The following is a 25,719-nucleotide window of genomic DNA, read 5'->3' as shown; positions in this document are numbered from 1 at the left end:
TAGATGTAGTATTAAATAGTTTGGTTAGCCAAGTAGCCAACTAAAAAATCCAAGGAGGAAACAAATTTAATGAAAAAATCTAACAAGATTCTTTCCGTTGTTATTGCTCTGATCTTTTTGTTCGCAGCAGTAACTCCCGCTTTTGCACTTTCTGATAAAGCTGATGATGCAGCTAACAGATTGTTGGGATTGGGAATTATCGATGGTTACGAAGATGGTAGCCTCGGTACAGACCAAACCATTACAAGAGCAGAAATGTGTGTAATTTTAGCTGAGCTTTCAGGTATGGGCAGTGCAGCAGACATCCTAAAGGATGTACCTTCTACCTTCTCAGATGTTAAAACTAGCGTATGGTACACTGGTTACATCAACCTAGCGCAAACTCAAAACTGGATATCTGGATATCCAGATGGAAGCTTTAGACCGAATGCTGACGTAACCTATGGTGAAGCAATCACAATGATTCTTAACGTATTAGGCTATGGCAAAGGCGACCTTCCAGGCGCATGGCCTTTGAACTACATCGTTAAAGCTTCAGCTCTTGACATTACGGACGATGTAACCTTCACTAGCGGCGCAGCTGCTTTGAGAGGTGACATTTTCGTATTCGCTAGTGCCGCTTTGGATTTGAACACAGTATCATGGAACTCTGATGATAGTGAATTCAATGAGGATGATGATACTCTTCTTGATGGACTTGGCTTTGAAGTAATTGAAGATGTAATTATCGACGATGCTTTCGTAGTTCTTGGTAGCAGCCTTGACATTGAAGACAGAGAAATCTCTACTAACGACAGCGATATTGACACTGTAGCTGTAGGTTTCAATGTAAGAGATTATATTGGTGTAATGTGTGACTTCTATGTTGATGACGACACTATCGTAGCTGTTGATGATATGGCAGACGTAGAAATGTTGAACATTGACTCATTTGACGCTTTGGATGAATTGGTATTTGATGACGATGACGATGAATATGACGCAGAAGGCGCTGTACTTATCGTAAACGATGAAATCATAAGCTACAGCCTTGATTACGTGCCGGGACCATTAGCAGATGGCTTTGACAACGTTAGAATCGCATTTGGTGATGATGACAATGTTACTCTTATCGACGTTACTGATTATGACTATATGGCAAGCATGTTGATTGACGAAGTTGACTTCGATGATGAATTTGCTGAACTGATGGAAAAAGACGGCGCAGATGATGGCTCCTTACTCGTTAATACTGACGATGACAGAGTAGTTGTTTACGGTGTTGACTCATTAGAAGACATTGAAGAGTGGGATGTTGTTTACTGGAACGAAGTTGACAACAACAGTGATAGCGACATCGACCAAGACATCGCAATCTATGTTGTAAGAGACATGGTTGAAGGTGAAATGACTCGCTTCAGTTCTGACGATGTAAAAGTTAACGGAACTACCTATGACTTAGGTGCTAATGTTTGGTTCTACTCAGAAGACAACGGTGCTGAATTCAGTGATGGTACTTCTGAAGACGTTCTTACCCTGTTTGAAGACTTCTCAGATGAAGATGTAGCTCTTATGCTTGATGGATTTGGTAATGTATATGCTATTTCCGGAGATATTGATGGCTCAAGCAGTGCTTCTGATGTTGGTGTAGCAACTGGCGAAATCGAAGCAGCATTTGGCGGATTTGAAGACGAATACAGAATCGAACTCTTCCTTGCAACTGGCGAAATCGCTACTTATTACATTGAAGACGGTGATGTTGAAATTAATTTTGAAGGTTCATTAGATGGCATAGTATCTGACATATACGATAACTCTGTTTCAAAAGGTGACATTGTAGAATTCTCATTGAATGATGATGGAGAAATCGACAGCATCGATATGTTCTCTCAAGGACTTATTTCCGCTAGTGATATTGATGATGATTATTCAAGAATTGATGAAGACAAAGTAGTTTCTGGAACCTTATTCTTTGACATTTCAGAGTCAGATTCAGATGATTGGATGATGACTGACTGGAGCGATGTAGCAGATGCTGACTTCGGTACTGGATCGATTGGTTACACTGTTGTAGATGATGGCGACATTGACTACGTAGTACTGACTGACGCTCTAACTGTAACAGACGGTATCTATGCTGGATTCCTTGATTCTTGGAAATCTGGTAGCGACTACTACGTTGAGTTGATTACTGAAAGCGGCGTTGCTTCCTATGTATACAACGAAGACGTGTTGGTAAGCTCTAGCCTAGAAAATGCCATTTTCGAATATGACATGTCTGGTGATGATGTTGATAGCTTGACCATAGTTACTGAGTATGTTTATGGCCAATTGCCTTCAGGCGCTGTAAACTCTGACAACACCATTGATATCGGCGAGTGGGATGCACGTAACGTGAACAACGAAAACTACGACTTCCTATTGGACGATGGAGATATTGATGCCTTGATCATTGACTTGACTGACGGTGGTGAAGTGATCAGTGCTGATGACTTGAACACTTCAGACTACGTTATTGTAGTTCTTGATGATGACTATAAAATTGTAGTATTGGCTGTTGTTGACCAAGATATCTTAGATGACTTGATGGATGTTTCAGGTTTATATTTCTACGCACCTGCCACTCCTATGCTGCCGTAACTGTTACTATCTTATAGGTGGTAAAAAATAAGGTAGCCTAGATTGTTAGGCGAATAAAATGAAGATTGGCCCAAGGAACGTTAATTCGTTCCTTGGGCTTTCTTTTATTTGTTTACATATAATATAATATGACTCAAAGGCGAGAACCAAAATATGCGGTTTTCTTTACTCATTAGCTCCTCATAATATGGCACTTTATGTCACATCCAGTTCAAAGCATGATATAATAATGTTATATATTTAGGAGGTATCCATATGGACGAAGGTCAAGGAAATAAAAGCATTTTGGTGGTGGGAGATTCGATGGCGGACCATTATGTGTATGGCAAAATGGAGCGTGTAAGCAAAGAAGCGCCCATACCCATTGTGGAATACCAGTATGAAGAATACCACCTAGGTGGAGCAGCAAATATAGCTGCAAATGTCGCTAGCTTGAAGAATGAAGTGATGCTTTGTAGTATTGTGGGTACAGACGACCAAGGAATGAAGCTTCAAGGTATTATGCAGGAAAAAGGCATTAACTTAGACCTACTCGTCAAAGATGAAAAAAGACCAACTAGCACAAAAACAAGAATTGTGGCTGGCAATCAGGTTCAAGTATTCCGTATGGATAGAGAATGCCTAGATAGCATGAACTCTGAGGTGGAACAGGAAATTTTATTGCAAATAGAAGCAAGACTTAAGAAGGTAGATCTGGTCATTCTAGCAGATTATGGTAAGGGATTTCTAAGTAGCAAGATGGCTTCCTATTTAGTTCGACTCTGCAAGAGAAAAGATAAAAAGGTACTTTGTAGTTTGCGAGCAAGCAACCCCCAGCCTTACTATGGAGCCTATCTCATTAAGCCAGACATGAATGATTTAGGCAAATGGGCAGGCATGCAGATTGTAAGCCTGAAAGATGCTGAGATCGCCATGCAAAAAATGAAATCACTTCTAAAAGTGGAAAATGTGTTAGTGGACCGCTCTGAATTTGGCCTGTTGCTTTTAGATGCCAACTACCGCATGCATAGATACGAAAACATGTGCGATAACCTGGTAGATATTACAGGAGCTGGAGCGACAATCATGGCGGTATTGGGTGCGTTTTTAGTTGGAGGTTCCGATCTAGAGAAGAGCTGTAAGATGGCTTGTCTAGGAGCAGCAATCAAAAAAGGTAAATTAGGCACGACAGCCATTGGCTTAGAAGAATTGGAAGAATTAGAAGACTATCTAAAGCATAAGAAAGAGTGACATATGAAAAAATGGATTCATTATAGCAGCTATTTGGTTATTGGTGGACTCACCACCTTGTTGAACTTGATTGTTTATAAGGCGCTTTTGGTTTTGGGTGTAGATTACCGAATTGCGGTCAGCATTGCGGTAGCACTGTCTATTTTATTTGCTTTCGCATTCAATCGTAAATATGTATTTGCTAGTAGGGGCAATTTTAAAAAAGAAATGTTCCTATTTTTTTTAGCCAGAGCATTTGCCTTCTTGGTAAATTACATCGGTCTAGTTTTGCTTGTGGAAAAAGCACAGGTCGATGAGTTTTGGGGTCAAGTGTTGATGAATGTAATCGTCATCATAGTGAACTATATACTGAGCCGATTTCTCGTGTTTGAGAAGATGGTTTTTTCGGATGGAAAGGACGACAATCATGAGTGAAGAAATATATATGAGTATCATCCTTCCGGCCTATAACGAAGAAAATCGTTTGGGGCCGACATTGACCCAAATAATAGCCTATCTGGATGGCAAGGACTGGCAGGCAGAAATCATCGTAGTCGATGATGGCAGTACGGATAAAACTGTAGATTTGGTTAAGGGATGGGTAAAAAAGGATGCAAGAATTAGACTCGTGCGCAACCCGGAAAATAAGGGAAAAGGATTTTCAGTTCGAAACGGGATGCTACACGCTAAGGGACGTTACCGGTTGTTTTCCGATAGCGACCTGTCCACACCCATTGAAGAATTAGACAAGCTCCTCGACAACAGTATTAAGGGAGCAGACGTAAGCATCGGCTCAAGAAGCATCGAAGGCTCAGATGTTCAAGTAGCCCAGGCCTTTTACCGGGTTTTTATGGGCAGAACCTTCAATCTATTGGTGAGGCTTCTTTTTCATACTAAAATGCGCGATACCCAGTGTGGATTTAAGTTGTTCTCAAAAGAAGCAGTTGAAGATATTTTTCCAAAAGCGGTAATAAACCGTTTTGGCTTTGATGTAGAAGTATTGTTTTTGGCGGAACAATTGGGCTATACAGTGCAGGAAGTACCCATTGTTTGGATCAATTCTGAAGAAACAAAAGTGAGTGCGATACGTGATTCAATCGATATGTTCATCGATTTATTTCGGATTCGAATGAGACTTAGAAAGTCGGTGCCATGGAAAAATCGATAAAGCATGAATATATTATCTTAGGTTTCATATTAATTATTGCAAGTGCTTTGCGCTTGGCATGGATTTTCTACTGCGATACCGTTCCCGTATTTGATTTCTTGAAATATCACTTGGGAGCAGTATCTCTTGCAAGTGGGCAGGGATATAAGCTGTTTGGTCATTATACTGCTTTTGAACCAGTTGGCTTTTCCTTCTATTTGAGTCTCATCTACCGAGTATTTGGCGAAAACTTGTTGGCTCCCAAGATACTGAATGTTTTCCTTAGTGTAGACAGTGTATTTTTGGTATATTTATTAGGGAAGCGATATTTTCGTGCAGAAACAGGCTTGCTTGCGGCAATTTTGTTGGCACTTTCGCCGAGACAAATCGTCTACACAAGTGTGATTTCAACAGAAATTCTGTTTACCTATTTTCTTTTACTAACCCTCCTACTTTTTTCTAAAGAAACTAGAAAGATGAGTAAACCCCTGCTACTAGGTCTTTGCGGGGCAGTACTTGCCTATATTAAGCCATTTATGATGCTGTTCTTTATGTTGGGATTTCCAATGCTTCTTATTCAACGTAGGCATGAAGATAAAAAAGAAACGCAGATTGAAGCCAACTACCAAAAGCAGATTGAAGGTATAAAACATAAGACCATTGGAGTATATGAAAATCCAGGCAGAGAACGAAAACAGTCCGGATTTTGGGAGGCCTTGTTTGGCTCATTGGGTTGGAGTGTGATGATTGCTTTGGTAATGTTGCTGGCAATCTTGCCGTGGAGCATACGAAACTACCAGGTATTCAATAAAGTGATTCCCATTTCCAGTAACGGTGGTATTACCTTGTATTTGAATAACAATGATTATGCGGAAGGACACTGGCAGGATCCCTTCAAAATTCCCGGTAGCCCGATTGCCGGTATGAAGAATGAGGAAACAGGTTTTTGGGATGAAATCAAGGTGGACGAACTGGCAGGGGCAGAAGGAAAACGTTGGATTCTCAACAATCCCCAAAAATTTGCCAAGCTAGGTTTGCAAAAAACCTACCATGTTTACAAAAATGCTGCAGATGTGCAATTTGCCGTGGACTACACCTCTAGTGGAGGACCCCTTGAAAACCGTGGTTGGGTCTATCAGGTAAGTGATATAGCCCACAAATTATTATTAGGGGGACTAGTTTTCTATATGTTGATGGCCCTGGCAAATCTGTTCTGGCGACGAGATGCCCTGAAAGGACAAGCCAGTATTTGGCTTATTTGGCTGACCTTTTCTGCCACCTTCTTTGTATTTGAAGGACAACCCCGCTATCTGTTTCCGATGGTACCGCTGTTTTGCCTACTCATTGCATGGAGCATGACCTGGCTTGCGAGCGGCATTCGATTGATTGTAAGAAAGGATAAAAAATGAAAAGCACGAACAAAAAAATGATTACGCTAGTTTTAAGTGTTTTTATGCTCTTTGGTAGTACCCTGCCAGCTTTGGCGGCAGAGATTGACCAAGAAACAGAAGAGGCAATTCGAACTATTGTAGAAAATGAGTATTATTTGAATTTAGATGGAGTAGATCTAGAAAAAGCTGACTTGGAAGATATTCTTTTGTCTTTGGATAAGTATAGCGAGTATTTAACCAGAGAAGAATATGAAAACTTTGATAGAATTGTCGAAGGAACCTTTGGTGGTTTAGGGGTTTCCTTAGCCACGACAGAGACAGGGAACATTGTAAATGGTGTCTTGTCAGGAACTCCAGCAGAAGTTGCCGGCATTCAAGTAGGCGATATGTTTGTTTCTGTGGACGGACAAGACGTACAGTCATTGGCTTTAAATGAACTGGTTCCTCTCCTTCGGGGTAATCCTGGTAGCAATGTAGTGATTGAGATGAAGCGTGAGGGCGAAGATGAAACGATAATTTTTGTCATGGAACGAGCAATTATTGACATGAGTGGCAAGATCGCTGAGCTGTCTGAAGATGGCGTGGCCTATATTAAAGTGAATACCTTTGGTGTGGATGTAGGTGCTTGGTTTATGAGAATGCTAGGAGAGATGCGTGAATCCAATCCGGGTCTGGAAGGAATTGTTTTGGATCTTAGGGATAATACTGGTGGACGGTTAACCTCTGGTTTATCCATGGCCTCAACAATTTTGGATAAGGAATCCACACTGACCAAGATATATAAACAAGATGAACTAATCCACCAATACCGCAGCACCAGTCCTGGTGTAGGCGTTCCCGTAGTTGTTCTTGGCGATGCTGGGACGGCTTCTGCATCTGAACTTGTTATCGCGGCCCTAGTAGATAATGAGCAAGCAAAATTTGTAGGAGAACCAACCTATGGTAAGGGCGTGATGCAAACCATCTTTACGTTACCCAATAATGATGTTTTGAAAATGACGACGGCCGAGTTTAAGGGCCCCTTAGATACTCCGATTCATGGTGTTGGGCTTAGTCCAGACTATTTGGTAGAAGATATTCCAGATGATGAGAATATGGATGAACCACTAATTTTTGCGCTAGAATTAATTGAAAAAGAAATAGACAGTTTTGTACCGGGAGAAATGACCTTTGTTTTAAATGAACCAAAAGTGTTGTTGGGCATGAATGCCAAAACACTTTCTGCTGAAAACACATTAAATCAAGGAGCCTTTGTTGTTCCCCTTAGAGATACCTGTGGATTACTTAAATTGGCAGTGCGGTATGAAAATGAGAAGGTAGTCGTTACGGGGCAAACGGAGGAGATGATTTTTTCTCCTGGTGAAAGAGAAGTTTGGGTTAATGGTGTAAAAGAAGAACTAGGCCAACCCCTACTGATGAAGGATGGCAGGACCTATCTGCCGGCCCGTTTTTTAGGTGAACAGCTGGGCTACCAAGTGGATTACAATGCAGAGACACAAAAAGTAACCCTTAGCAAATAAAACTAAACCACGAGCGCCAGCCGCTTGTGGTTTTTTCACATGCATTGGTTGTGATATAATGAGCTTTACAACATGAATGAGAGGATATCATGAACGAAACGAGTAAAGCAGTAGTGCGCCAGGTGTGCACGCATTGTGGCAGAACCTTTATCGAAGGAACTGTTTGTGAATGTATAGCCCTAAAAGAACAGGAAGAAAAGAAAAAGCAGTTATTAAAAGAAAAAACAAGGAGGAGCAAATCGTTTCAATACCACTGCGTGACTCAAAACCGCAAAGTGGATGAAAATGGATTGCATCCTAAATTGCTGACCCTTCTTGGTAATAGAGGCATTGTAGATATTGAGAAATTTATAACCTGCCCCATAAGTGCCTTGCGCACGGAAAAACTTCTAAATCAAAACCAAGCAGTAGAACGTTTGGAACGAGCAATCAAAGAGGGGGAGCAAATCACAGTGTATGGTGATTACGATGTCGATGGAGTTACGTCAGCGGCAATCGGCTTGAATATACTTAGGGACTTGGGTGCTAAAGTAGATTATTATATCAACAACCGATTTGAAGAAGGTTTTGGTATTGGCAAAAAAGGTGTAGAAGCTATTGCTAGACGTGGAGGAAGCTTAATTCTAACAGCAGACAATGGCATTGCGGGCTATGAAGCGGTGGAATATGCAAAAACCTTGGGTCTAGAGGTACTAGTCACAGACCACCATGAACCCAATGACCGATTGCCAGACTGCATCGTTGTCGATCCCAAACAGCCTGGCTGTCCCTATCCCAATAAGGATATTGTAGGGGTAGGTGTTCTATTTAAAGTTTTGGATGATTTAGCAAGAAGGCTGGGTAAAGGTAGAAGAGCTTTGCATGAGTTAGACTTGGTAGCAATGGGTACAGTGGCTGACGTTGCTCCACTTTTGGGTGAAAACCGCATACTGGTAAAAAATGGTTTAAAATTAATGGATCCTGCAGCACTAGTTGGAAAACGAAAGCTGCGTCCTGGTATCGAAGCACTTCGGGCCGTGGCGGGTCTTGACAAAGCGCCTGTAAACGCCTATCATCTAGGATATTTGTTTGGTCCTATGATTAATGCGGAAGGTCGTTTGAATGGCGTGCCCGAGAAGTCGGTGGAACTGCTGACGACGAACAATTTGGGAAGAGCAGTAAGTTTGGCCCGGGAACTGTCGACTCTAAATGATAAGAGAAAAAAGACAGTAGAGGAACTTTACGATATTGCTTTAGAACAGATTGATTTGACCAAGAAAATTTTGATTGTGGCGGATGCCAGATTCCATGAAGGCGTGGTGGGTTTATTAGCTGGACGCTTGAAAAAGGAATTTTATCTACCGGCAATAGTACTGGGCGTGGATCAAGCTGGGTGCTTTAAAGGTTCAGGTAGATCAATACCAGGTTTTAACCTTAAGAAGAAATTAGACAAGCTAAGTGGTTTGCTCGAAGCATATGGTGGGCATGAACTAGCGTGTGGTTTAACAGTAACGGAAGATAACTACCAGACGGTAAAAAATATGCTGGAGACCCAGGCGGCCATTTGTTTCCCGGGAGAGGTAGTGGAGCATATAGATATTGATGTGGAACTTGGAAAAGAGGATATTTGTGAGACCTTAGTTCAGGACCTTGAAAAGTTAGAACCGTTCGGTCAAGGATTCCCACGTCCAAAATTTTGGGTTCATTCTTTTAAACCAGATAGTCTGGGTTATAGCCGCGATGGGAAGCATACCAGAATGAAGGCGAAAATTGGCAGTAAAACCATGGATTTTTGGGCCTTTGGGCAGCGTATTGAGGGTGACGAAACTTGTTTTGATATATTGGGTTCACCAAGTTTTAATGTTTTTCGTGGCAAGCGCTCAATCCAATTTCGTATAGAAGAATGTGGTTCACCGCTCGCTGTTGAAGTAATAAAGGGGAAATAGCATGCTGACAAGAAATATACCTGGAGACAAGGTTTATGGCTTTGATTATTTGGTCTTAGATTTTAACGGTACCATTGCTGAAGATGGCTTACCTTGTGAAGGCGTAAAAGAGTGCATTGAGCAATTGAGTGGGTATTTGAACATCACGGTCCTTACGGCTGATACCTTTGGCTCTGTCGAGGCAGCCTTAGATGGATGGCCAGTCGCGGTCAAGATTATTGATAGTACTGACCAAATAGAGGCTAAGAGAAATTTTGTTGAAACCCTGCAACAAGCGGGTGCACAAGTTATTGCACTCGGCAATGGGCTAAACGATAAGAAGATGTTGGCTGAGGCCGATCTAGCGCTAGCAGTACTTGGATCCGAGGGGCTATGCACGCAGATATTGGATGGCGCAGACCTATTGGTTCGCAGTGCTACAGAAGGCTTGGAGCTATTATTAAATGAGAAGGCGTTGTCCGCAACGTTGAAGAGTTAAGAGGAATTATGAGAATTAGAAGAAGAAAGAATGCGGCAGAAATCCTCTGCCAAAAATATGCAGATTTTGTTGTTGAAGAACCGAATAAACTAAAGGGAAAGTGGAAAGAAAAGTTAGGCTACGATAAACTTTATGCGGAATTTGGCTCAGGTAAGGGTAGATTTGTGACGAACAAAGCCTTGAACCAACCAGAAGTCTTATACGTAGGCGTAGAACGAGAGCCGGAGGTGCTGATTAAGACCGCTGAGAAAGCAGCCACAAAGTTGCCGAAAAACTTACGACTCATCAATACAGACGTAGAATTTATTACAGATGCCTTTGCCAAAGGTGAAGTGGATAGACTGTTTTTAAATTTTTCTGATCCCTGGCCTAAAAGACGTCATGCCAAACGCCGTCTAACCTTCTGCCATTTTTTAGACCGTTACAAGCAGATACTTGCACCTGGTGCAGAAATCCATTTTAAGACGGACAACCGAGGGCTTTTCGAATTTTCCCTAAATGAGTTTTCCGCTTGTGGCTGGACTATGAAGAATATCCGTTTGGACTACCAACCAGAGGAAGATAGCGACGATATTATGACCGAATATGAGCTGAAATTTCGTGAAATGGGTCAACCAATTTATCGCTTGGAAGCCTTTTATCCGAATTATGAAGAAAAAGTATAGAAAACCGAGTAATTTTGCAAGTTTTTCGAACCCTTCAACGTATTATACTTTGAAGGACGGGAGGATGTGAGAAAATGGAATCCCTGTCCGATGAAAAGTTGGTCCAAATGGTACTAGATGGAGACAGAGAAGTCTTTTCAGTACTCATATCTCGTTATGAAAGACAGATATACGGATTGGCTTATCGCTTAACAAATAATAAGCATGAAGCTCAGGATTTAGGACAAGAAGCATTTATAAAAATCTATCAATCATTGGGCAAGTATGATCCAGGAAGACCATTTTTTTCTTGGATGTATAAGGTGGCTGCCAACCAGTGCTACTCGATACTTCGAAAGAAGCGTGAAGCGGAGACGCCGCTTGAGTCGGTGATTGAATTTGTATCAGATGACCATGAGGAGGAGAATTCTCCTGAACAGTTCATCTTAAAAAAAGAAAATCAAGACACGGTGCGAAGAGCACTGGTGTCTTTACCTGAAAAATATCGTATGGCTCTAATCCTACGGTTTATGGAAGATATGAGCTATCAGGAAATTGCTGATACCATGGAAATTTCCTTATCAGCAGTGGAATCAAGAATCCACAGAGGAAAAAAATTATTGCTGAAAAGCTATCAAGAGGAAAGAGGTGAGTTGGATGGACAAGGAAAAATTGAATAAACCGATAAACCTGTCTGATACGACTCGTGATACTTCTTTTGAGGCGCTACTTCGTTCTTCGCTAAAGGATATAGATGTTCCAAAGGAATTCACGGGTAACATCATGCAGCGCATAGAACAAGAAAATATTCAAATTGAAAGAAAAGCCAAGGTAACACCCTTGTTTGCAAAATCCAGTATTTGGTTACGTGGTATTGTTGCTGTGGCAGCTGCTGGGCTCGTCTTCTTGGGCGTGCAGAATATGCAAGTAAACCCAGCGGAAGACCCAGAAATGGCCGAAGTTCCCCCAGCAATCGATATTTCAGAAGAGCCAGCGGTTGACTCGCAGGTTGTGGCTGAAAACGATCCAGGTACTACAGAGGTAGAGGAACCGGCTATGGAAGAACCGGAAGCAAACGCTACAGAACCAGCAATAGAAGAACCGATCATTGAAGAGCCGTCCTCTGAGGATCCGGCAATTCAAGAACCTGTTGCCACTAAACCAGTGGGGCGGGATGTAGAACCGGTCGATTTAACGGAAGAAATACGTTTGGATGCTGTTGTTAGCATCGCATCTGCTAAGGGACGCCTGCCTTCGGGCGCGCTAGACCTACTGCCGATATATGAAGGAGAGCGTCGTGCTCTCGCACCGAGTATCACAGAAGATGGTGACCTATTGTACTTTATTGAGTCGGAAGATGGGTTGTATGACTTGGTAAGCCAAGTGGTCGGACAGAAGGAATACACGGTGGTCGCTCAGTCGTTAGCATCAGACGAAATGAATGTTAAACAAGCTGTGGGACAATCGATTTCCAAAGCAGACATCAGCATTATCGATGATGCTGTATACTATAAGGATGTTCAGATTTTGCCTAGTATGATGGATGCAGAACTGGAATATGGTCTTGCCCCCAATGATATATTTGTAGTAGTCAACGCAAAGAGTGATGTTGGCGCGATCGAAGGTTTGTGGGTAACAGACATCTACAACGCAAATATGGGAAAACTTTCTGTTCTAGGCGGTGGAAGAATTTTAGCTTGGGCGCCAGATAGTAGCTCGCTTTTGTTTACAGATAGAGACGGAAGTATTTATCTAGGAGATATTAACGATGCTAAAACATATCTTGTAGCTGAAAATGGAGATGTCGGAAATACTCTTGCCAACTACAGCGCAGATGCTAAAAGCTTTGTGATATCCTGTCGGGTAGGTGGCTCAGACGGTATCTACTTTGTACAAGTGCCATAGAATACATACGCACATCAGTGTGCCGGAAATTCCGGCACACTTCTTTTTATTTATATATAAGCAAGGGACAGTCAATAGGAATCTCGAGGAGTGATGGCTTAATCTGGGATTTGTGGTGGCCAGGAAGCGTAGGGACCAGATTTTAGTATCTTTCTTCTTGACAAAATCAGGCCTTTGTTTCAATATTATACAGTGTTTAATTGGTACGGAGGTGACCATGGAACAGATAAAAATCAAAGTCCATAGTAAGGTGGAACAGTCTGGAGAAGAGGAAGTATACGATTCCTTTGCGGACGCTACATTGCAAGAACGTGGTAACCTTCTGACTATTAATTATGAAGAGCTGATTGGTAAGGGGCAGAGAGTATACAATAAACTCATATTGCACAAAAACCCAGCTAGAGCTGTTCTAAAAAGGAGCGGAGCTGTTAAAGCCGTTTTTGTATTTGATGAAGCAATTAGGACAGACTGTTTGTACCATACGGATGAAATGAGTCTTGCGTTAGATATTCAAACGGATCGAGTTTGTCTAGAAGAACAGAATGGTCGTCTCGTTCGTTTGATGCTAGATTACCAGCTCCATAGTGGTACGACACACATCAGCAACCATACTTTGAGAATTGATTTAGAGTATCCGAAAACAACGTTATAAACTGTGAATGATAATGATATAATATATTGTATTGAGAAAATGAGGTGAAACGATGAATATCCTTAGTAGCGTGGAACAAAAAATTAAAGAACGAATTCAAGAGGCAGCATTTGCCGCAAAGAGGGAAGGCAAGATATCTTTTGAGACGCTTCCTTCTTTTGTTTTAGAGAAACCACGGGATAAATCTCACGGTGACTACGCAGTCAATCTTGCGATGGCTTTAACGAAACAAGCTAAAATGAATCCTAGAGCGATTGCGGAAGCTTTGATAGAGTATTTTGAGCGAAAAGATACTTATGTAGCAGATATGACTATTGCTGGCCCAGGTTTCATAAATATGTCCTTGGACCCAGCATGGCACGATCAAGTTATTCCGGAGGTTCTCGCAGCAGGTGCAAAATATGGCCGTAGTTCCTACGGTAATAATAAAAGAGTACAGGTAGAATTTGTGAGCGCCAATCCTACAGGCATTCCCCACATGGGAAATGCAAGGGGCGCTGCCTTGGGTGACACCATAGCTACCTTGTTGGATGCAGCAGGCTATGCAGTAGAGCGTGAATACTATGTTAATGATGCAGGAAACCAGATTATAAAATTTGGAGAATCTTTGCAAGCTCGTTACTTGCAGGCCCTGGGTCAGGACGTAGATTTTCCAGAAGACGGATATCACGGTGAGGATATAACAGAGACAGTAGCCGGCTATGTTGAATTGCATGGAAATGAGCTATTATCCTTAGACGAAGAGGAGAGAAAAGAAATCCTGGTTAAATATGCGCTTAGTGAAAAACTAAGGGTCATTCGGGAAGACTTAGAACGATTTGGTGTGAAATATGACAATTGGTTTTTTGAAAGTACCCTTTACGAGAGTGGAGCAGTACAAAAGACCCTAGACCGGTTGCGCGAACGTGGTCTCATTTATGAAAAAGATGGAGCCAGTTGGTTGGCCGCTACGAAATATGGTGAAGAGAAAGATGAAGTTATGGTTCGTCAAAATGGAACCCCGACATACTTTGCCGCAGATATTGCATACCATTTAAATAAATATGAGCGTGGCTTTGAAACCTTGATTAATGTTTGGGGGGCAGACCATCACGGACACGTAGGTCGTATGAAGAATGTTATAAATGCGCTTGGCAAGGATCCAGATAGTTTGGAAGTGGTTCTGATGCAGTTGGTACGTTTGTTCTCAGGTGGAGAAATCGTTCGTATGTCTAAACGGACAGGACGCTTTATTTCTTTGGGAGAACTAATGAACGAAGTCGGGGTCGACGCATCTCGTTATTTCTTTGTGATGCGTAGTGCGGACAGTCATTTGGACTTTGATATGGATTTAGCAAAATCTGAAAATAGTGAAAACCCGGTATTTTACGTGCAATATGCCCATGCGCGTATCGCAAGCATCCTGCGTCAGCAGGAAGGCGAAAATAAGGTCGCGGACTTAAGTTTGCTGACCCATGAAGCCGAGATTCAGCTGATTGAAAAAATAGCAGAATTACCGAGCATGATTATCCACGCTGCAGAGACTCGCGAACCGCATCGTCTGTGTGGCTATGCTCATGAATTGGCAAGCCTATTCCATAGCTTTTACGGAAAATGCAGGGTGCTCAATATTGAGCCGGAGTTGTCTTGTGCTAGGCTGGAATTGATGCGGGCTACCAAAATTACTCTTAGCAATGTACTTGGAATGATCGGTGTTTCAGCACCGGAAAGAATGTAGGAGGAAAAAATGTCAAAATACATCTTCGTTACAGGCGGTGTGGTCTCTTCTCTGGGAAAAGGGATTACGGCAGCTTCTTTGGGCCGGTTGTTAAGAAACCGGGGACTTACAGTGGCCATTCAAAAGTTTGATCCCTACTTGAACTTTGACCCAGGAACCATGAGCCCATACCAACATGGAGAGGTATTCGTGACGGAAGATGGCGCGGAGACAGATTTGGATCTTGGCCATTATGAACGATTTACCGATGTAAATCTTACGAAAAGTAGCAATGTAACGACTGGCAAGGTCTATTGGTCGGTGATTAGCAAGGAAAGAAGAGGCGATTACTTGGGCGGCACCGTGCAAGTAATTCCTCATATAACCAATGAGATTAAGGAACGTGTACAAAGAGTGGAACAGGAATCCAATCCAGATGTGATTATTACAGAAATTGGAGGAACTGTTGGGGATATTGAATCGCAACCCTTTTTGGAGGCCATTCGCCAACTTAAGATCGATTTAGGAAGTGACCGCGTCCTCTATATCCATGTGACCTTGGTGCCCTATTTGTCGGCGGCTGGTGAGGCCAAAACGAAGCCAACACAGCATAGTGTTAAGGAGCTTAGATCTATTGGCATACAACCAGACATGGTACTTTGCCGCACGACCCATCCCCTGTCTCAAGAAATGATAGACAAGATTGGTTTGTTTTGCAATATTGAAACAGAATCGGTTATCCAAGTGGTGGATGCGGATACCATATATGAAGTGCCACTGCTACTTCAAAAACAAAAACTAGATGAAAAAGTAGTTCGAAAATTGGGCCTAGGGGGCAAGCCAGAAGCAGACATGAAGAAATGGTCTGAGTTGGTGGAAAGAATTAAAAACCCGGGTGATCATGTGTGTATTGGTTTAGTAGGAAAGTATGTGGAATTGAAAGATGCCTATCTTTCAGTTGTAGAATCACTAGGCCATGCCGGCATATTCCATAACCGCAAAGTAGATATCCGTTGGATTAATGCTGTGGATATGGAAACAGAAGGCTATGAGAAGCAGCTTGAAAATTTAGATGGTATTTTGGTTCCAGGAGGCTTTGGTGACCGTGGTACAGAAGGTAAAATCAATGCCATACGTTATGCACGAGAACAGGGAATACCGTTTTTTGGAATTTGCCTAGGCATGCAAATGTCTGTAGTTGAATTTGCTCGTTCCGTTTGTGGTATGGATGGGGCTCATTCTACCGAGTTTGATGCTAAGACGAAATATCCTGTTATTGCCCTGCTAGAGGAACAAAAAGGGATAGAGGATAAAGGCGGTACGATGCGTTTGGGAAGTTATCCCTGCCAACTAAGCAAGGGTACATTGGCCTACCAGGCTTATGGAGAAGAGTTAGTAGATGAACGCCATAGGCATCGTTATGAATTTAATACTCAATTTTTAGATGAATTGACGGAGAAGGGCTTAGTCGTATCCGGTAAAAGTCCCGACGGAACCTTGATTGAAATTGTAGAGTACAAAGAAAGTCCTTGGTTTCTAGCTTGTCAGTTCCACCCTGAGTTCAAATCCAGACCAACAAATCCACATCCTCTTTTTAGAGACTTTGTGGGTGCATCGATTCAATACAGAAATGAAAATGAGGGAAAAACACGAGGTGAAAGAATCAATGCTTGAAAAGGAAAAGAGGCAACCAGATCAAGTCTTTTCGTGTACTCTAATTCAAACTGGTGATAGTGCACAAAGAGAACGCTATAACAGGTTTGTCGAAAGTTCAGAAAAAGGCAATTTTTCCCAGCTCTATGAATGGGGAGAAATTAAAGAAAAAACTGGTTGGCAGGCGATTCGTCTGCTGGTAGATAAGGCAGGTGTGGATCTTGGTGCGATTTCCATACTAAAACGAAAGATTCCAAAAACAAACAAAAGCATTTTCTATGCTCCACGAGGACCGGTCACAGCGATAAACGACTATGCGGTGATGGAGTTTTTGCTTGAACAAGTAGCAGAGCAGGCCAAAAAGCATAATGCGATCTTTTTAAAAATAGATCCTGATGTTCCCAAGGAAGAAACGTCGTACGTTGATTTTTTCCAAGCACATGGATTTGTCTCAGCAGATAAGGGCGACGGCTTTGAAGGAACGCAACCAAAGTTTGTATTTCGACTAGATATTCGCCCGACTATTGAGGAACTGTTTGCCAACCTGCATTCGAAGACGCGGTACAATATCCGTTATGCTCGTAGAAAAGGTGTTACAGTACGCCATATGAACGATAAGAGTGAGTTGAGAGATTTTTATAATATTCTTAAAGAAACCTCTGAACGGGATGGGTTTTTAGTGCGAGGATACGAATATTTTTCATGGATTTATGATGCTATGGTAGACAATGGTAAAGCTAAATTCTACTTGGCTGAATACGAAGGAGCAATCATATCGGGTACGCTTGCCATGTATTGTGGAGACAAGTGTTGGTATCTTTATGGAGCTTCAAGCAACCGGCACCGCAATGTGATGCCTAATTATTTGTTGCAGTGGACGATGATTGAAGAAGCCAAGGAACGGGGTTGCACCGTATATGACTTCCGTGGTGTTTCGGGGGATATTTCGGAAGACAATCCTCTGTATGGTTTGTATCGCTTCAAAAAAGGGTTCAATGGAACCTTTACCGAATATATGGGTGAGTACGATTTGGATTATAATCCAAACTGGACGAAGGCATATCGTCGGTTTGAACCCTTGTATAGCAAAGCAATACGATGGTTCAGAAAACCTGGAAAATAGAATTATTAGGAGAATGGATGAACAAAGAATATGGTGCTTGGATCGAGGTAGATTTGAGTGCGTTAGAGCATAATTACAAGGTGATAGCAGATTATGTAGGCAAGGTCCAGATTATGCCTGTTGTCAAGGCGAATGGCTATGGATTGGGAGCTGTTGCACTAGCCCACTTGTATCAGTCCCTAGGTGCCCAAATACTAGCGGTGACCAGGGTTGAGGAAGCGATAGAGCTTAGAGAAGCTGGCATCCGCGCACACCTTCTGCTTTTGATGCCTTTTACAAAAGAACAGGCTCAAGATGTTCTAAGGTATGAACTGACCCCCACTATATCGTGTATTGAGCAATTGACGATGCTATTAGAAGCTGGGGTTAGTCAAAAGAAACCGGTAGCGCTCCATTTAAAACTGGAAACAGGTTTGGGCAGAACCGGATTTAATGAAGAACAATTGCCCGCTGCATTGAACCTTATCGAGGATTCAGAAGAGTTGCAAATTCAAGGTGTATTTTCCCATCTAGCAGCGGCCCACCAACAAGCTTATACTAAAAAGCAAATCCAGAGATTTACCTACTATCTAGAAATGATTAAGGCGAGGGGAATTAAGATACCTCTCGTGCATTTAGCCAATTCAACGGCAATTCTTGATCTTCCAGAAACCTATTATGACTTAGTGCGTCCAGGGACTATTTTGTACGGACAACACCCCACTTGCCACAATAAATTGGATTTACAAGATCCATTTGTTGTTAAAGCAAAAGTACTAAGCATTTCGGTTCCTCCGAAGGGAAGTAGTATCGGCTACGGACTAGATCAAGTAAGCGATGGAAATAAGCGCATTGCAGTTCTTGGGCTAGGATGGGCGGACGGACTTTCGCTTGTGCCGGAGCGCATTCGCTTGCACTTTAGCCAAGTATTGAGGCAAGGTCTGAAACTGCTTGGAAAGACCCGAAAGAGCCATTTACAGGTTAGTATAGGCGAGAAAACGTTTCCCTTTGTGGGGCGGATTGCCATGCAGACAGCTATGGTGGAGGTAGATGAGAGTGTAGGTCTTGGAGATATCGCTCGAATACCGATGCGCCGCTTGTCGGCAAATGCACGCCTACCGCGCCTCTATTTCTATCAGGGAAAACAGATTACTCTTGACAAGATCGAAGAAAGGATAAATAGAAATGAATAAGGATGAATTATCCCAAAAGACGGTCAGCGAGCTATACGAAATGGCCAGAGATCTCAAAATGTCCGGCTATTCTAAGTTCAGAAAACAAGAGCTGATTATTGAGATTTTAAAATTTGAATCAAGAAGAAAAAAGACGACAGAACTCCGTATGGATGGCATACTTGAAATTTTACCGGATGGCTTTGGCTTTTTGCGACCCGTAAAATATCAACCTAGTCATGACGATATCTATATTTCTCCTTCGCAAATTCGTAAATTTGATATGCGAACAGGGGATTCTGTAGCAGGAATTGTTCGTGTACCCAAACCAGGTGAAAAATATTTTGCCTTACTCCGTGTGGAGAATATTAATAACGAGCCACCGGAGAATTCCATTAAACGTAACCATTTTAATGGATTAACCCCGGTTTATCCAACTGAACGTTTGACTTTGGAAATTTCACAAAATGGGATTGCCATGCGCATGATTGACTTAATCGCACCCATTGGAAAAGGACAAAGAGGGCTGATCGTGTCCCCGCCGAAAGCTGGTAAAACGGTGCTTTTGAAACGTATTGCCAACAGTATCAAGAAAAATGATCCAGGAGTACATCTATTGATGCTCCTGATTGATGAAAGACCAGAAGAAGTGACAGACATTGAACGCTCTGTACTTGCGGATGAAGTAGTATCCTCCACCTTTGATGAGTCACCAGAGAACCATGTAAGAATATCTGAGATGGTGCTTGAACGTGCCAAGAGATTGGTGGAACAAGGGCGGGATGTAGTTATCTTGATGGATTCTGTAACTAGACTGGCACGGGCTCATAACCTGGTAGTTCCCCCCTCTGGCCGAACTTTGTCCGGTGGTGTTGACCCCACCTCCCTCTATAAGCCTAAGAGATTTTTTGGCTCAGCTCGAAAGATTGAAGAAGGTGGTAGTCTTACCATAATTGCGACAGCCTTGGTGGAAACAGGTAGTCGTATGGACGATGTAATTTTTGAAGAGTTCAAGGGAACGGGAAATATGGAGTTGGTACTGGACCGTCGTTTAGCAAATAGAAGAATTTATCCAGCCATAGATGTGAAGGCTTCTGGAACACGGCGCGAGGACTTACTGCTTAGCGAAGAAGAACTCGAACTGATGTGGAACTTCCGTAAAGTGACAGCGTCCATGGTGAACACGGAAGTAACGGAAATGCTGATTGATGCTTTAAAGAAGACCAAGGATAATGCCACCTTGATTCGAGCATTGCCGCAGCTTTTTCCAGAAAAGAAAAGAAAGTAGTTCTAGGTCGCTTGCACAAACCGTAGGACTCTGTTATAATGGCTATTGTTCTGTTAGAACAAGTGTAAGGAAAATCTAAATGAGGAAGAGAGAGGTGAGTCGTATGAAAAAGGGAATTCACCCCGAATATAAGCAAACAACCATAAAGTGCGCTTGCGGTAATGTCATCGAAACAGGCTCGACAAAAGAGGACATCCACATCGAGGTATGTTCTGCTTGTCACCCCTTTTATACTGGAACGAAGTCTCGTCTGGTTGATAAAGGCGGCAGGGTTGATCGCTTCAAGAAAAAATACAATCTTTAGCGGCATAAAGCGAAGCGTTGGCTTCGCTTTACTTATATCTTGAGACAAGCCGTTCCAGGTTTGGTAGCAGTATGGTATGAGACGCTAGGAGGGTGTTATGTTAGAAAAGCTAGCAAGTATACAGGAAAAGTACGAGCGTTTGGGCAGACAGCTGTCTGACCCAGAAATCATTGGAAACCAAAAAGAGTTCCAAAAATTGGCTAGAGCGCATGCGTCTTTAACTGAAATTGTGGAAAAATACAAAGAGTATAAAATTGTACTGCAAGGCATTGAAGAATCGAAGGAGATGCTTGAAACAGAGACGGATCCTGAGATGAAAGAGATGCTAGAGGCAGAACTGGAATCACTAACTGGTAAAGTACCGCGATTTGAAGAACAAATTAGTATCTTGCTACTGCCGAAGGATCCAAATGATGAAAAGAACGTTATTATGGAAATCCGCGGAGGAGCAGGTGGCGATGAAGCGGCTTTGTTTGCTGGGGATTTATTCCGCATGTATTCACGTTATGCGGAAAAAAATGGTTGGAAGATAGATATTCTAAACAGCCACGCCAACGATGTAGGCGGTTTTAAAGAAATGGTATTCTCCATCGAAGGAGCAGGTGCGTATAGCAAACTGAAGTTTGAGTCTGGCGTACATAGGGTACAAAGAATTCCATCTACTGAGTCCGGAGGACGGATTCATACTTCCACTGTGACGGTAGCCGTTTTGCCGGAAGCAGAAGAAGTAGATGTGGAACTAGATCCCAACGAGATTCGAGTGGACATATTTTGCAGTAGCGGACCGGGAGGCCAGTCGGTTAACACGACTCAGTCTGCTGTGCGGGTAACCCATATTCCAACCGGAATCGTGGTATCCTGCCAAGATGAGAAGTCACAACATAAGAATAAGGCAAAGGCCCTGAAGGTACTTCGTTCTAGAATGTTGGAGCGAGCGCAACAGGAAGCGCACGGGGAACTGGCGGAAGCTAGGAAACTGCAGGTAGGTACAGGAGATCGCAGCGAGCGAATCCGGACCTACAATTTCCCTCAAAATCGGGTCACCGACCACCGCATCGGATTGAGCTTGCATAAGCTTGAGGTGATGCTCGCTGGGGAAATCGATGAATTGATTGAAGCTTTGATTACAACGGATCAGGCTGAGAGATTAAAGAATGTGTAATAAAATGACCCAAGGGCTGCCGAGGATACAGGAATTGTGTTCTCAGGCAGCTTTTTTTCTAAGCGAGGCAGGTGTTGAGGCAAGTCGCTTAGAGGCGGAGCTACTATTAGGGTCGGTACTTAAAAAAAGTAGGACAAGGCTTCTTATCGATGCCTTGGAGTTCGTTGGCGAAGCAGATCAGGTGCGTTTCTCAATCTTACTCAAAAAACGGGCAGAAGGTGTGCCGGTACAATATCTGCTAGCACACAAAGAATTCATGGGCCGTGATTTTCAAATTACCCCAGATGTACTGATTCCAAGGGATGATACGGCTGTGTTGGTGGAAACGAGCCTGCAGGAGCTTTCAGAAATACGAAATCCCCAGATTATGGACCTTTGTACGGGCAGTGGCATCGTAGCTGTGACCATAAGCCTTGAACGAGGGGTATCCGTACTGGCAAGTGACATTAGTGAAAAAGCACTAAAAGTCGCTTGTGATAATAGCAGGCGCTTGGGTGCAGACGTTTATTTTAGACAAGGCGATTTATTCGATGCATTGAAGGATGACGATGGACCATTTGACTTAATTGCCAGCAATCCGCCCTATATTAGTGAACCTGAGATGAAAACGCTACAAAAAGAAGTAAAGCAGGAACCAGTGTTGGCCCTTTATGGTGGTCTAGATGGCTTAGAGTACTATCGCTCTATTGTAGGGAAAGCAAAACCATATCTAAAAAAGGGAGGATTGCTGCTGATGGAAATTGGATATACGCAGGCAGAGGCAGTGACAAACTTACTTTTGGATGCGGGATATGTACATACGCTAGTCAGATATGATATGGCTGGTCATCCTAGGGTGGTAGGAGGCAGGAATGAAGACTAGAAGATTGAATCAAGACGAAATAGATGTCGCGGCTGAGATTTTATTGGCCGGCGGCTTGGTGGCTTTTCCCACAGAAACGGTGTATGGCCTAGGTGCTGATGGTCTAAATCAGACGGCAGTCAAGAACATTTATTCCGCCAAGGGAAGACCATCCGATAACCCGCTGATATTACATGTCAGTAATAGAGAGATGCTCGAGAGCATTGTAGATGAAATTCCTTTGGTAGCGGAAAAATTGATGGCTGCCTTTTGGCCAGGTCCCTTAACCTTAATATTTAAGAAAAGTGATGCTGTACCGAGTGAAGTGAGTGCATCTCTTCCGACGGTAGCGGTTCGTATGCCGGACCACCCCATGGCTCTTAAATTGATTGAACGAACTGGACGGCCCATTGCAGCCCCCAGTGCCAATCGTTCTGGACGCCCCAGTCCAACTAGTGCAGAACACGTATTAGAAGATTTGGATGGTCACATTGAAGCAGTATTGATGGGAGGATGCTCCCAGGTGGGCATGGAATCAACCATTGTCGATGTGAGCGGTGCGGTACCGTGTCTACTTAGACCGGGAGGATTGACTCTAGAAGAAGTCCGTAAGATAGCACCGATGATAGTGGCCGGAGGAGAATCCGCAAAAGAGGAGGCTCCTAGGGCTCCTGGTATGAAATACCGCCATTATGCACCAGATGCGATGGTGGTGCTGCTAGAGGGAGAAGGGGAACAACAATTAGACCATTTGGAGACGGCCTACAGAAGCAAACAGTATGAAGCACCGATGGCCTTGATGGCTTCTCAAGAATTGCTTGAATCTTTGGAGACTAGAAAAACAGATTTCAAATTGACCTTTTTCTCACTAGGAACCCAGCAACAGGATAAAATGCTGGGAAAAAATGTGTATGCTTATCTACGGGAAGCGGATCAAGAAGGTATACGGACGGTTTTTGTAGAATCTTTCAAGGAAGAGAACATGGGGCGAACAATTATGAACCGATTGAAAAAAGCGGCTCATGCATTGGAGGAGAACCAGTAATGAAGATCCTATTTGTATGTACCGGAAACACCTGCCGTAGTCCCATGGCTGAAGCACTCGGTATGCAACGCGGGGAGCATACGTGCAGTTCGGCGGGGATTTATGCCCAACCTGGTAGCAGAGCGAGTCTTTTAGCGACACAAATCTGTCATGAGCATAATCTTTCTCTAAAAGAACACAGAGCAAGGCTTTTAAACCGTGAACTGCTGGACCAGGCTCAATTGGTTTTAACCATGACCTCACAACATAAGGACTGGATACTGGAGCACTTTGGGAAACACCCTGGATTGTATACTCTGGGAGAATACGCAGGGGTAGATGACATAAAAGAAGTATCGGATCCTTTTGGAGGAACGATTTCAGACTACCATGTAACCCTTATTCAATTGAATACGTTGCTTGACGCCGTCTGGCGTCGTTTGCAATAAAGATAAAAGGAGATAACTATGAAAATTGCTATCGCCTCCGACCATGGAGGATATGAACTGAAACAAACTGTCGTCAGCTACCTTAAAGAAAAAGGTTTTGACTATACCGATTTTGGTACTAATAGCGAGGCGTCGGTTGACTATCCCGAGTATGGCCGGAAGGTAGGGCAAGAAGTTGCGGCCGGGAATTTTGACAGAGGTATCGTTATTTGTGGTACTGGTATTGGTATAGGAATTGCAGCCAATAAGGTACCAGGTATACGATGTGCACTATGCCATGATGTATTTAGCGCAAAAGCCACAAGAAATCATAATGATTCTAACATGTTGTCAATGGGTGGCCGGGTAATCGGGCCAGGTCTAGCATTGGAAATTGTAGAAACTTGGTTAAATGCAAATTTTGATGGCGGCCGACACCAGCGCCGTATTGACGCAATCTGTGATATAGAAAAGGAGTATCAAAAGTAGTGAAAAATCTTAGGGTCATGGACCATCCATTAATACAACACAAAATAACTTACCTGAGGGATATCAACACAAAGACCAAGGAGTTTCGGGAGTTGGCTGGGGAAATAGCCATGCTGATGGCTTACGAAGCCACCCAGAACTTGCAGACGGAAGAACATAGTGTCACGACACCGCTGACAACTTGCCAAGGATTCAAGTTGGCTGGAAAAGGCGTAGTAATCGTGCCAATACTACGTGCAGGTCTGGGTATGGTTGATGGTATGCTCAACTTAATACCCAATGCATCTGTGGGCCATATTGGACTATGTAGGGACGAAAAAACACTGAAACCGATGGAGTATTACGTTAAACTTCCAAAGGATATTGCTGAGCGAGAAGTCATCTTAGTAGATCCGATGTTGGCAACGGGCGGCTCAGCTAGCCAGGCTATCACTTTTCTGAAAAGCTGTGGTGTTGAAAAGATTCGTTTCATGTGTTTGATTGGAGCGCCAGAAGGTGTTAAGAAGCTCAACGACGAACATCCGGATGTAAAAATCTTTATGGGTACGTTAGACGATTGCTTAAATCAACATGGATACATTGTACCAGGATTGGGCGATGCAGGCGACAGACTGTTTGGAACCGATTAAAGTAAGGAGATGCATCATGCGAAAAAGCTGGGACGAATATTTTATGGACATTGCGCACCAGGTCAAGGAGCGCAGTACCTGCCCTCGATTAAGGGTGGGGGCAGTCATCGTTAAGGATAAGCGCATCAAGGGGACTGGATATAATGGAAGCCCGCCACATTTTCCACACTGTGATGATGTGGGTTGCCTGATGATAGACGGTCACTGCAAACGTACTATCCATGCAGAAGTGAATGCACTCATGGAATGCTCTCCGGAAGAACGTGCTGGAGCAACCATATATATTACGGCACAGCCGTGTATGGAATGTACCAAGCTTATCATTGCATCGGGTATAGAACGGGTCGTATATGCCAATCCCTATCCCACGGAAGTAGATTTCTTTTCCCAGGCGGACTGGATTGAAGTTGTTTGCTTGAATCCTGAAGAGTAATTTGCAAA

25 protein-coding genes are annotated in these 25,719 nt (G+C 43.0%); all 25 read left to right on the top strand.

The window, feature by feature from the left end:
- The first annotated feature begins 69 nt into the window (after positions 1 to 69).
- Entirely contained in the window at positions 70 to 2,619 is a 2,550-nt protein-coding gene (locus tag JR334_08580) for an S-layer homology domain-containing protein (protein QRN85023.1), read from the top strand.
- Between the two features lie 255 nt (positions 2,620 to 2,874).
- A complete protein-coding gene (locus JR334_08575) occupies positions 2,875 to 3,849 on the top strand; it encodes a hypothetical protein (GenBank protein ID QRN85022.1) in 975 nt (324 codons plus the stop codon).
- Between the two features lie 3 nt (positions 3,850 to 3,852).
- On the top strand, positions 3,853 to 4,263 hold the full coding sequence (locus JR334_08570; GenBank protein QRN85021.1) for a GtrA family protein: 411 nt from the start codon (positions 3,853 to 3,855) through the stop codon (positions 4,261 to 4,263).
- Positions 4,256 to 4,996, top strand: coding sequence for a glycosyltransferase family 2 protein (locus JR334_08565; GenBank protein QRN85020.1), 741 nt, complete (start codon positions 4,256 to 4,258; stop codon positions 4,994 to 4,996). The genes JR334_08570 and JR334_08565 overlap by 8 nt, the downstream gene beginning before the upstream one ends.
- Positions 4,981 to 6,384, top strand: coding sequence for a glycosyltransferase family 39 protein (locus tag JR334_08560; GenBank protein ID QRN85019.1), 1,404 nt, complete (start codon positions 4,981 to 4,983; stop codon positions 6,382 to 6,384). Before JR334_08565 ends, JR334_08560 begins: the two co-directional genes overlap by 16 nt.
- Positions 6,381 to 7,886, top strand: coding sequence for a PDZ domain-containing protein (locus tag JR334_08555; protein ID QRN85018.1), 1,506 nt, complete (start codon positions 6,381 to 6,383; stop codon positions 7,884 to 7,886). Before JR334_08560 ends, JR334_08555 begins: the two co-directional genes overlap by 4 nt.
- An 89-nt stretch (positions 7,887 to 7,975) precedes the next feature.
- Complete coding sequence (gene recJ, locus JR334_08550) at positions 7,976 to 9,811, top strand: single-stranded-DNA-specific exonuclease RecJ (GenBank protein ID QRN85017.1); 1,836 nt, start codon at positions 7,976 to 7,978, stop codon at positions 9,809 to 9,811.
- Between the two features lies 1 nt (position 9,812).
- On the top strand, positions 9,813 to 10,289 hold the full coding sequence (locus tag JR334_08545; GenBank protein ID QRN85016.1) for an ATPase P: 477 nt from the start codon (positions 9,813 to 9,815) through the stop codon (positions 10,287 to 10,289).
- An 8-nt stretch (positions 10,290 to 10,297) separates the two neighbouring features.
- Positions 10,298 to 10,954, top strand: coding sequence for a tRNA (guanosine(46)-N7)-methyltransferase TrmB (gene trmB / locus JR334_08540; GenBank protein ID QRN85015.1), 657 nt, complete (start codon positions 10,298 to 10,300; stop codon positions 10,952 to 10,954).
- A 74-nt stretch (positions 10,955 to 11,028) separates the two neighbouring features.
- Positions 11,029 to 11,613, top strand: coding sequence for a sigma-70 family RNA polymerase sigma factor (locus tag JR334_08535; GenBank protein ID QRN85014.1), 585 nt, complete (start codon positions 11,029 to 11,031; stop codon positions 11,611 to 11,613).
- On the top strand, positions 11,591 to 12,838 hold the full coding sequence (locus JR334_08530; GenBank protein QRN85013.1) for a hypothetical protein: 1,248 nt from the start codon (positions 11,591 to 11,593) through the stop codon (positions 12,836 to 12,838). The genes JR334_08535 and JR334_08530 overlap by 23 nt, the downstream gene beginning before the upstream one ends.
- Positions 12,839 to 13,055: 217 nt before the next feature.
- Complete coding sequence (locus JR334_08525; protein ID QRN85012.1) at positions 13,056 to 13,490, top strand: DUF1934 domain-containing protein; 435 nt, start codon at positions 13,056 to 13,058, stop codon at positions 13,488 to 13,490.
- A gap of 52 nt (positions 13,491 to 13,542) precedes the next feature.
- On the top strand, positions 13,543 to 15,207 hold the full coding sequence (locus JR334_08520; GenBank protein ID QRN85011.1) for an arginine--tRNA ligase: 1,665 nt from the start codon (positions 13,543 to 13,545) through the stop codon (positions 15,205 to 15,207).
- A gap of 9 nt (positions 15,208 to 15,216) precedes the next feature.
- Positions 15,217 to 16,860 carry a CTP synthase gene (locus JR334_08515; GenBank protein QRN85010.1) on the top strand — a complete coding sequence of 548 codons (1,644 nt, stop codon included), beginning with the start codon at positions 15,217 to 15,219 and terminating at the stop codon, positions 16,858 to 16,860.
- The gene (locus JR334_08510; protein ID QRN85009.1) at positions 16,853 to 17,962 is read left to right on the top strand and encodes a peptidoglycan bridge formation glycyltransferase FemA/FemB family protein; all 1,110 of its coding nucleotides are present in this window, start codon (positions 16,853 to 16,855) and stop codon (positions 17,960 to 17,962) included. The genes JR334_08515 and JR334_08510 overlap by 8 nt, the downstream gene beginning before the upstream one ends.
- Positions 17,963 to 17,979: 17 nt before the next feature.
- Positions 17,980 to 19,134, top strand: a complete 1,155-nt coding sequence (alr, locus tag JR334_08505; GenBank protein QRN85008.1) for an alanine racemase — start codon at positions 17,980 to 17,982, stop codon at positions 19,132 to 19,134.
- On the top strand, positions 19,127 to 20,401 hold the full coding sequence (gene rho / locus JR334_08500) for a transcription termination factor Rho (GenBank protein ID QRN85007.1): 1,275 nt from the start codon (positions 19,127 to 19,129) through the stop codon (positions 20,399 to 20,401). Before alr ends, rho begins: the two co-directional genes overlap by 8 nt.
- A gap of 103 nt (positions 20,402 to 20,504) precedes the next feature.
- The gene (rpmE, locus tag JR334_08495; protein QRN86898.1) at positions 20,505 to 20,705 is read left to right on the top strand and encodes a 50S ribosomal protein L31; all 201 of its coding nucleotides are present in this window, start codon (positions 20,505 to 20,507) and stop codon (positions 20,703 to 20,705) included.
- A 97-nt stretch (positions 20,706 to 20,802) separates the two neighbouring features.
- Positions 20,803 to 21,867, top strand: a complete 1,065-nt coding sequence (gene prfA / locus JR334_08490; protein QRN85006.1) for a peptide chain release factor 1 — start codon at positions 20,803 to 20,805, stop codon at positions 21,865 to 21,867.
- On the top strand, positions 21,860 to 22,729 hold the full coding sequence (gene prmC, locus JR334_08485) for a peptide chain release factor N(5)-glutamine methyltransferase (protein ID QRN85005.1): 870 nt from the start codon (positions 21,860 to 21,862) through the stop codon (positions 22,727 to 22,729). Before prfA ends, prmC begins: the two co-directional genes overlap by 8 nt.
- Positions 22,719 to 23,753: a threonylcarbamoyl-AMP synthase gene (locus JR334_08480; GenBank protein QRN85004.1), complete on the top strand. Its 1,035-nt coding sequence runs from the start codon at positions 22,719 to 22,721 to the stop codon at positions 23,751 to 23,753. The genes prmC and JR334_08480 overlap by 11 nt, the downstream gene beginning before the upstream one ends.
- A complete protein-coding gene (locus tag JR334_08475; protein ID QRN85003.1) occupies positions 23,753 to 24,181 on the top strand; it encodes a low molecular weight protein arginine phosphatase in 429 nt (142 codons plus the stop codon). The genes JR334_08480 and JR334_08475 overlap by 1 nt, the downstream gene beginning before the upstream one ends.
- A gap of 18 nt (positions 24,182 to 24,199) precedes the next feature.
- Positions 24,200 to 24,649 (top strand): ribose 5-phosphate isomerase B, encoded by a 450-nt coding sequence (gene rpiB, locus JR334_08470; GenBank protein ID QRN85002.1) that lies wholly within the window; start codon positions 24,200 to 24,202, stop codon positions 24,647 to 24,649.
- The gene (gene upp, locus JR334_08465) at positions 24,649 to 25,278 is read left to right on the top strand and encodes a uracil phosphoribosyltransferase (protein QRN85001.1); all 630 of its coding nucleotides are present in this window, start codon (positions 24,649 to 24,651) and stop codon (positions 25,276 to 25,278) included. The genes rpiB and upp overlap by 1 nt, the downstream gene beginning before the upstream one ends.
- Positions 25,279 to 25,294: 16 nt before the next feature.
- Positions 25,295 to 25,711 (top strand): cytidine/deoxycytidylate deaminase family protein, encoded by a 417-nt coding sequence (locus tag JR334_08460; GenBank protein QRN85000.1) that lies wholly within the window; start codon positions 25,295 to 25,297, stop codon positions 25,709 to 25,711.
- The last annotated feature ends 8 nt before the right edge of the window (positions 25,712 to 25,719 follow it).

It is taken from the genome of Clostridia bacterium (assembly GCA_016887505.1).
GTDB lineage: Bacteria > Bacillota > TC1 > TC1 > UBA5767 > UBA5767.
The sequence above is the reverse complement of the archived record's forward strand: the minus strand, read 5'-3'. Positions and strand labels throughout refer to the sequence as shown.

Coding starts and splice junctions, on each gene's coding strand:
- JR334_08580 (QRN85023.1), top strand. CDS start 70: ATGAAAAAATCTAACAAGATTCTTTCCGTTGTTATTGCTCTGATCTTT.
- JR334_08575 (QRN85022.1), top strand. CDS start 2,875: ATGGACGAAGGTCAAGGAAATAAAAGCATTTTGGTGGTGGGAGATTCG.
- JR334_08570 (QRN85021.1), top strand. CDS start 3,853: ATGAAAAAATGGATTCATTATAGCAGCTATTTGGTTATTGGTGGACTC.
- JR334_08565 (QRN85020.1), top strand. CDS start 4,256: ATGAGTGAAGAAATATATATGAGTATCATCCTTCCGGCCTATAACGAA.
- JR334_08560 (QRN85019.1), top strand. CDS start 4,981: ATGGAAAAATCGATAAAGCATGAATATATTATCTTAGGTTTCATATTA.
- JR334_08555 (QRN85018.1), top strand. CDS start 6,381: ATGAAAAGCACGAACAAAAAAATGATTACGCTAGTTTTAAGTGTTTTT.
- recJ (QRN85017.1), top strand. CDS start 7,976: ATGAACGAAACGAGTAAAGCAGTAGTGCGCCAGGTGTGCACGCATTGT.
- JR334_08545 (QRN85016.1), top strand. CDS start 9,813: ATGCTGACAAGAAATATACCTGGAGACAAGGTTTATGGCTTTGATTAT.
- trmB (QRN85015.1), top strand. CDS start 10,298: ATGAGAATTAGAAGAAGAAAGAATGCGGCAGAAATCCTCTGCCAAAAA.
- JR334_08535 (QRN85014.1), top strand. CDS start 11,029: ATGGAATCCCTGTCCGATGAAAAGTTGGTCCAAATGGTACTAGATGGA.
- JR334_08530 (QRN85013.1), top strand. CDS start 11,591: ATGGACAAGGAAAAATTGAATAAACCGATAAACCTGTCTGATACGACT.
- JR334_08525 (QRN85012.1), top strand. CDS start 13,056: ATGGAACAGATAAAAATCAAAGTCCATAGTAAGGTGGAACAGTCTGGA.
- JR334_08520 (QRN85011.1), top strand. CDS start 13,543: ATGAATATCCTTAGTAGCGTGGAACAAAAAATTAAAGAACGAATTCAA.
- JR334_08515 (QRN85010.1), top strand. CDS start 15,217: ATGTCAAAATACATCTTCGTTACAGGCGGTGTGGTCTCTTCTCTGGGA.
- JR334_08510 (QRN85009.1), top strand. CDS start 16,853: ATGCTTGAAAAGGAAAAGAGGCAACCAGATCAAGTCTTTTCGTGTACT.
- alr (QRN85008.1), top strand. CDS start 17,980: ATGAACAAAGAATATGGTGCTTGGATCGAGGTAGATTTGAGTGCGTTA.
- rho (QRN85007.1), top strand. CDS start 19,127: ATGAATAAGGATGAATTATCCCAAAAGACGGTCAGCGAGCTATACGAA.
- rpmE (QRN86898.1), top strand. CDS start 20,505: ATGAAAAAGGGAATTCACCCCGAATATAAGCAAACAACCATAAAGTGC.
- prfA (QRN85006.1), top strand. CDS start 20,803: ATGTTAGAAAAGCTAGCAAGTATACAGGAAAAGTACGAGCGTTTGGGC.
- prmC (QRN85005.1), top strand. CDS start 21,860: ATGTGTAATAAAATGACCCAAGGGCTGCCGAGGATACAGGAATTGTGT.
- JR334_08480 (QRN85004.1), top strand. CDS start 22,719: ATGAAGACTAGAAGATTGAATCAAGACGAAATAGATGTCGCGGCTGAG.
- JR334_08475 (QRN85003.1), top strand. CDS start 23,753: ATGAAGATCCTATTTGTATGTACCGGAAACACCTGCCGTAGTCCCATG.
- rpiB (QRN85002.1), top strand. CDS start 24,200: ATGAAAATTGCTATCGCCTCCGACCATGGAGGATATGAACTGAAACAA.
- JR334_08460 (QRN85000.1), top strand. CDS start 25,295: ATGCGAAAAAGCTGGGACGAATATTTTATGGACATTGCGCACCAGGTC.